Origin of the sequence: Microcoleus sp. AT8-A3 (assembly GCF_036705675.1) — a bacterium.
Taxonomy (GTDB): domain Bacteria; phylum Cyanobacteriota; class Cyanobacteriia; order Cyanobacteriales; family Microcoleaceae; genus Microcoleus.
Window position 1 is genome coordinate 1 of record NZ_JAUBVD010000114.1, and the last position, 7420, is coordinate 7420.

4 protein-coding genes are annotated in these 7420 nt (G+C 42.0%); all 4 read left to right on the top strand.

Annotated elements, in window-relative coordinates; genetic code table 11:
* The coding region (locus QUB51_RS29725; RefSeq protein ID WP_333264486.1) for an RHS repeat-associated core domain-containing protein at positions 1-3954 on the top strand (3954 nt) is incomplete at its 5' end.
* 119 nt (positions 3955-4073) lie between these two features.
* Positions 4074-4856, top strand: coding sequence for an SMI1/KNR4 family protein (locus QUB51_RS29730; protein ID WP_333058090.1), 783 nt, complete (start codon positions 4074-4076; stop codon positions 4854-4856).
* Positions 4857-4866: 10 nt separating this feature from the next.
* Positions 4867-5889: an RHS repeat-associated core domain-containing protein gene (locus QUB51_RS29735; RefSeq protein ID WP_333058093.1), complete on the top strand. Its 1023-nt coding sequence runs from the start codon at positions 4867-4869 to the stop codon at positions 5887-5889.
* A 65-nt stretch (positions 5890-5954) separates the two neighbouring features.
* Positions 5955-7313 carry a hypothetical protein gene (locus QUB51_RS29740; RefSeq protein WP_333058089.1) on the top strand — a complete coding sequence of 453 codons (1359 nt, stop codon included), beginning with the start codon at positions 5955-5957 and terminating at the stop codon, positions 7311-7313.
* The last annotated feature ends 107 nt before the right edge of the window (positions 7314-7420 follow it).

Genomic DNA, 7420 nt, shown 5'->3' on the forward strand with positions numbered 1-7420 from the left:
CCTGTTTTCAATCAAGTAACCAGCGAAACTGATGAATTAGGCCGCCAAACTCTTTACGAAATTGACCCGCTTACTGGTAACAGAATAAAAGTGACAAACGTAGTAGGCGCTGTTGGCGACAGCGATGATGTTGTTACTAGCTATACCTACACAAATAAAAATTTAATTGACATTGAAACTGACCCCAACGGACGGGTGACAGATTACGATTATAACCCTCAAAACCAGTTGGTTAAGATTACTGTTGCTAAGGGAACTCCTGATGAAGCGGTGCAGCAGTTTGAGTACGATGCTGCGGGGAATCAAAAGGCAGTAATTGATGAAAATGGCATCCGCACTGAGTACGAATACGATGCGATGAATCAGTTGAAGAAGACGACGTTTGCTAAAGCGACTCCTGATGAAGCAACGCAGCAGTTTGAGTATGATGGTGCGGGAAATCAGACGGCAACAATTGATGAGAATGGCAACCGTACTGAGTCTGATTATAATATCATGAATCAGCTCGTTAAAGTTACGGCTCCTGACCCGGACGGCAGCGGGCCGCTGACATCACCGGTGACGAGTTACGAGTATGATTTGAATGGGAATCAGGTATTAATGGTTGATCCGTTGGGAAGGAAAACTGAGTATCGGTATGACAGTCGGAATCGATTGGTTGAGACGGTTAATCCTGATGGTTCTAAGGAAAAGATGCGGTACGATTCGGATAACAATCAGACGGCGAGTTTTGATGCAAAAGGCAACCGAACTAACAAGGTTTATGATGCACGGGGTCGGTTGATTCGAGAGGTCGATCCTGCTGATAAAATTACTCGTTTTGAGTATGATGCAGCGAATCAAATGGTGGCTCAAATTGATGCGAATGACCACCGCACTGAGTACAAGTATGATGAGTTGGGAAGGCGGACTGATGTTACTCAAGCGGCACAGACTACTATTGCTAGTACGAGCAAAACTGAGTACGATAAAGTTGGGAATGTGGTGGCTGAAATTGATGCTAACACTAACAAAACTCAATACGTTTACGATGCTCTGAATCGTCAAACTCAAATCACAGATCCACTCAATAATGTCACAACATCCGAGTACAATAAAGGTGGCACTCTCAAATCGGTTACTGACCCGATACTTCGCAAGACTTCCTTTACCTACGATGCTTTAAACCGCCAAAAAACTGTCATTGACCCCAAACTCAACAATACCACCTACACTTACGACAAAGCCGGCAATCAAACTAAAATTACCGACGCTCTCAACCACTCCACCGAATACACCTACGACAATCTCAACCGCCAAACCGGCAGCAAAGACCCTCTCAATAATACCACAAAATCCACCTACGACGCCAACAGCAATCTTCTCACTTTCACCAACGAATTGGGAGACAAAACTGAATATACTTACGACAAAAAAGACCGAACTACTTCCGTCACCGACCCCCTCGGCAACAAAGTGTCTACAGAATACGATGTTAACGGTAATGTTAGTGCTGTCACAGACGGTTTGGGCAACATCACTCGCTACGCATACGATGCTTTAAACCGTCAAACAACAGTCACTGATGCTCTCAACAAAACCACAACTACCGCTTACGATAATGTCGGCAATGTCAGTTCTCTCACTGACCCTTCCAACAACAAAACAACCTTCGCCTACGATGAATTAAATCGCCTCAAAACTGAAACCAATCAACCACTGAACCGCACTCGCAGCTACACTTACGACCCCGCAGGCAATTTAATCACATCTAAAGACGGCAACAACCGCACTCGCAAGTTTGTTTACGACAAACTCAACCGCCCAAAAGAGGAACAGTGGCTGAATTCAGCTAACACTTCTATTCGGACGATTACTTCAAGCTACGATGCAGCAGGTCAACTTAAAACTATTAGCGACCCCGATGCAACTTATGCTTTGACTTACGATTTGGCTGGGAATTTGGAAACTGTTGACAATGCGGGAACTCCGAACGTGCCAAATGTGTTGTTGAAGTACGCATACAATCAGGTTAATCGTCCGATTTCTGTGACGGATACAATTAACGGTCAATTGCGGGGAACGAAGTCTTTTACTTATGATGATGGGAACCGAGTAACTCGGATTACTCAAAGTGGGAATGGGGTAAGTTCCAAGCGGGTGGATATGAGTTATGATGCTGCGGGTAAAACTAAGGATGTTACTCGTTACAGCGATTTGAATGGGACGGGTTTGGTGGCCTCAAGCGAGTATGTTTATGACACTGCGGGTCGTTTAACTCGGTTGAGTCACGGTAAGGGGAATGTGACGTTAGCTAATTATGCTTGGACTTACGATTTTGCCAATCGAGTGACTGGATTTACTTCGCCATCGGGTAGTACCAATTACAGTTATGACAAGCGAGACCAGTTGACTGGTGCAGATTATAGTTCTCAGAGTGATGAGAGTTACAGTTACGATGATAATGGGAGTCGAACTAATTCTGGATATCAAACTGGAAGTAACAATCAGTTGCAGTCTGATGGTGTTTACAATTACGACTACGATGGTGAGGGGAATCTCAGGAAGCGGACTGATATTGTTACGGGTGAGGTGACTGAGTACAGTTGGGATTATCGGAACCGTTTGAGTCAGGTTGTGGGTAAAAATGGTAGCGGTTCTGTGATTAAGTCGGCTCAGTATAGTTATGATGGTTTGAATCGCCGCATTGTTAAGGAAGTTGATGCGGATGGTGCTGGTAGTGCAGCGCCTCAAGTTGAGCGTTTGGTTTACGACGGACAGCATATTGCTTTGACTTTTGATGGAAGTGGAAATCAAACACACCGCTATTTACACGGGGTGGAAACTGACCAGATTTTGGCGGATGAAAGTGCTGGCGGTGGCGTGTTGTGGCCGCTGACAGATAATTTGGGAACGGTCAGGGATTTGGTTGATTCTAATGGGGTGATCCAGAATCGGATTGGTTATGATAGTTTTGGGAAGGTTACTGCTCAAACTAATCCGAGTGTGGGTTTCCGCTTTGGTTTTACGGGGCGGGAGTTGGATTCTGAGACTGGATTGTACTACAATCGGGAGAGATATTATGACCCAACACCGGGTCGATTTATCAGTGAAGATCCAATTAAGTTGAGTGGCGGAGATGCCAATCTTTACAGATACGTTTACAACAATCCTACCAACTTAGTCGATCCTTCTGGGCTTTACGGAAAAGTAGTCAGTCAAGTACGCAATATTCAGTTGACTAATCCTAGTATGAATGGTGATATTATGCAGGTGTCGGTTTACGGTACTGCTGGCATTTCAGTACCACGTTTAGGTACTGTACTTCTCCCGCACCAAATTGTCTTTCTTCTAAGTCAGGTTACAGCTCTTCCCGATTTATCTCCTCCAAGCTCTGGAGCTGACAGAAGAGCTAGAATAGATGCTCTTGCCAGACAATTTAGAGATGTTGATACTGACCCGAGAATTTCTCTGAACTCAGGCCGAATTCTCAACAATGTTACAGTAGTCAATGATCTTACTAATGCCAGGATAGAATATAGTAAAAGTCCGGGTATTGAGAGTAATGTACCACCTTGGGGAGGTATATATGGGAACGAAGATAGCGGACATATTGTTCCTCGCATTCTCGGTGGTTCTCACGATAAAAAATACAACTTTTTCTCTCAAAATCGTTCTATAAATCGTGGAGAATTTAACAATTTTGGAAAAGCGTTAGTTGAAAAGCTTGATACTCTTCAGTCTGAACATGAAAAATGCCCCCCCGGACCTAAACCCAGTCTTGATTATCAAGTCAGTCTTGTGCATAAAAATAAAAGTGTAAGAGAGAGTGAATATCCTTTACGACCTACTCAAGTTAATGCCAGTGCTCGATTTTCAGATGGAACATCAATTACTGAAACCTTTTCTAATAAAATAAGAGCTGTAACTAATCGCCGACGAAATCAAGCCTATTTTCGCACAAGAATTAGGTAAGACAATGTAGTTACTTTAATACAAACTTACACTTTTATCTGCCACCACACTGTCTACATTTGAAATGACGGTTAATCGGCTTAGATTTTGACTCAAACCTTAAGAAATCTAGAAATATTATGGCTAATGATGACCTGACTAAATGGCGATCGCTTCTTTCCCAACTAGATTTGAATCTAGAATGTTTTTGTGGACCTAATTATTTACAATACCCCGATCCGGTATCAACTTTAAATGAAGCTGAACTGGAAGATTTTGTATCCCAACAAGGATTGGTTTGGCCAAAGGGATGTTTGCCAACTTTAACTGAAGCCCAGCTCAAGGACTTTGAATCGCAAGCGGGTTTTATCCTTCCTCAAGGATATCGAGAATTTTGTCAAGTATTGGGAGCAGGAGGATTTGGTTTAGGTAATTTTTTTATTAATTATCCCGATATTGATAATATAGAAGGAGACTTAGACGAAAATGAGGCTCTTCTTGAATCTTGTAAGGATAGCTCATTGTGGTCAAGTGAAGTTAAGGAATTACTGGATAACGCTTATCTATTTGGCGGTGGTGGCGGTCTGGTTGCTTTTGTTTTTGACTTAAGAACTTACAACGAACAAGATTCAAGCTATGACATTTATGGTATTAAATGCGATAGTAACTTTACTTGTTATTTAGGTCGAGACTTCTTTGAGTTTGTCCGCGATATCTGTATTGGCGATCGAGCCCAGAAAGAATTTCCCGAATTACTACTAGGAGGACTACTAGATTTTGAGAAAGATGACCCTCGTTATAAGAGTACAACTTTTTTTTTATATCCTATCGACTCTAGATTCACAGATGAAGAACTAGAAGAAGGGGAAATAGAGGACGAGGAAGAAGATGAAAACTTTGAAGTAGATTACTGGTTAACTTAATCAGAATCGGATTGGTTATAATTGTTTTGGGAAAGTTACTGCTCAAACTAATTCGAGTGTGGGTTTCCGGTTTGGTTTTACGGGGCGGGAGTTGGATTCTGAGACGGGGAATTATTACAATTCGAGGTATTATGACCCGCAGGTGGGGAGGTTTATTAGTGAGGATACGATCGGGTTTGGGGGTGGAGATGCTAATCTTTATCGGTATGTGGGGAATAGTCCTACTAATTATACTGATCCGTCGGGAGAACAGGTTCCTGTAGCGATACCTTTGCCTGCACCGGCTTTGCCTCTACCGCCTTTGGGTGGTCTTCTCCAGCGTGTGCCTGGTTTGGGTATATTGCTTGCACCTCCTGGTGGTGGTGGGTTGCTGAATCCTCTTCCTGCTGGTCAGGACGATCGACTGTTTCAGGAGAGACTGCGGAGAGGGTTGATTCAACCTCAGGGACAAACTCAGCCTACTCCACTGCTTAATCGACCAACTCGTTCACAGCCATCCACTGCGCCGTCAACCTCTCCAGCTTCGCCACCTCTTCCGAATCCTGATTGTAAAACTTGTGCAGATGACCCCGAACTCAAGAAATATGTCAAGTGTGAGACAATATTTAGAGGAACAGGGGGAGAACAGGGTATCCTAATTGGTTTTAGATATAACAGCCTTGAAGATGCAGCGAATAATTTACAAAAAACAAGGCGCGAATTAGCAAATGACAGACAGCCAAATAGAGAAAGACTATGGTGGTTGCAGAGTTTGCTTCCTCCTATAGGAGCTTTACCATATAAAGCCGATGATAAGTTACCTTGTCCTTATCCAAAGCCTACAAAAGACGGTGGTGCGCGTCACTACAATGTAGAGATAAGTGCTAACGATAACGTCCGAAAAGACCAAGAGTGGTCGTCATCTAGCGCTGGCTCACTCGGAAGATGTGAATGTTGTGAAGATACTGTCACAGGACCAAAGAAAAGAGTAAGATTTTCCATTTTGAATATAAAAAATGCAAATAGCCGGAAAATTCACAATTCTGATCTCTAAATCAATTACTTGACTGGAACATAACCTTTTACGCTTGATATAGATGCTGTGTAATTAACAAGCAAATGACTATAAACAGAGTAGAGTATTTAATGATCTTGTCTGCTTTAACAGAGACAGAAATTTTCATAAATGTCGCATCTGATTGGCGACTCTCCCATGCTGAAGTGGTATCAGCAGCCAATCGGTTATTTCAAAGTGGCGATATATTAGCAGCATTTTCTAATGAAAATGGAGAAAATATTAGAGGTGTAGCCCTAACAATATCTCAGATTTGGGCAAGCCTAAATGGAAAACTCAACGCTTTTTACTACTTAACTTCTCAGGGAGGAGCAAGGTGGGAAGGCTTAACTGGTGCTAATTGGAATTATTATCATAAATGGTGTCTGGGTTATCAGCGTGATGAAATAACTGGATTATTTCGTTCAGAAATAATCTGTTGTTCTCAGCAGATTATGCAAGAAATTATAAATTATTGTGAATATTTAGAAAACCAAATTCTTATTTCAGAAACTTGTTTTTGGGAGGATATAGGATTTTGGAAAGCAACGTACTGGAAAACTTTACCCAAAGCTTACAAAGTTACTTACCAGCATCGATATTTTGAATTGTGTATCGACTCAAATACACCCAAAGAATGGATTGAGAAAGATCGACAAGCGAAGCAGTGGTACTCAGAAATTTCGCATTGGTATACAGAGCCAGAATTAGATACAAACCCATCAAGTCTCTTTGAAGATATAGCACCAATCTCTTACGCAGCATTGGCAGAAACTCCGAATTCAAAGGTTGAATACTTGCTGCTAAAATCTGTTGTAATAAACTATTACGGGTTAGAAAGCGTTGCATACTCAGAACACTTATCTCATGCTGAAACAGCACTTGCAGCCGATTCCTTGTTTCAAAAAGGAGATATTAAAGCAATAGTGTTTGCTGATGAATATGATGCAGAGGGGACTCCTGATGTTGTTTTAACAATGGCTGGAATTCAAGACCACTTAGACGGGAGACTTAAAGCATCATACTATTTAACTCCTCAAGGAGGTGCTAAATGGGAAGCAATGGCTCATCCTGCCTGGAATAAGTTTCTTATTGCGAATTTTCTGAACATCTTCCCCTATGAAGAGGGAATTATAGGTACTGAGCGCGAAATTATAGAGCAATTGCTGGCTGTGGATAGTTTGATTTTAATACACGAACATATCCCAGGAACCGAAAAGTGGAATGTCCTTGAACCATTTCAAGCTACCTACTGGAAGACTTTACCGCGAGGCTATCATGTTAGTTGCGAACATAAGTCTAGTGATTTTTGTCCTTGGAAATTAGATGACAATACTCCGGTTGAGATAGTTGAGGAATACAAGCAGGCGAGTGAATGGTACGAGAATGTGAAAAAATGGTATACAGACCCTTCCTTTGACTAGAATTTAACTTTTTTACTTAATAGTTGAATTAACGAATGCAAAGCAAAAGGCGGCTTAACCTCTTCCGTAGAAATGCACTCCGGGGCAGTAATAGAAACACACGACCT

Coding starts and splice junctions, on each gene's coding strand:
- QUB51_RS29730 (WP_333058090.1), top strand. CDS start 4,074: ATGGCTAATGATGACCTGACTAAATGGCGATCGCTTCTTTCCCAACTA.
- QUB51_RS29740 (WP_333058089.1), top strand. CDS start 5,955: ATGACTATAAACAGAGTAGAGTATTTAATGATCTTGTCTGCTTTAACA.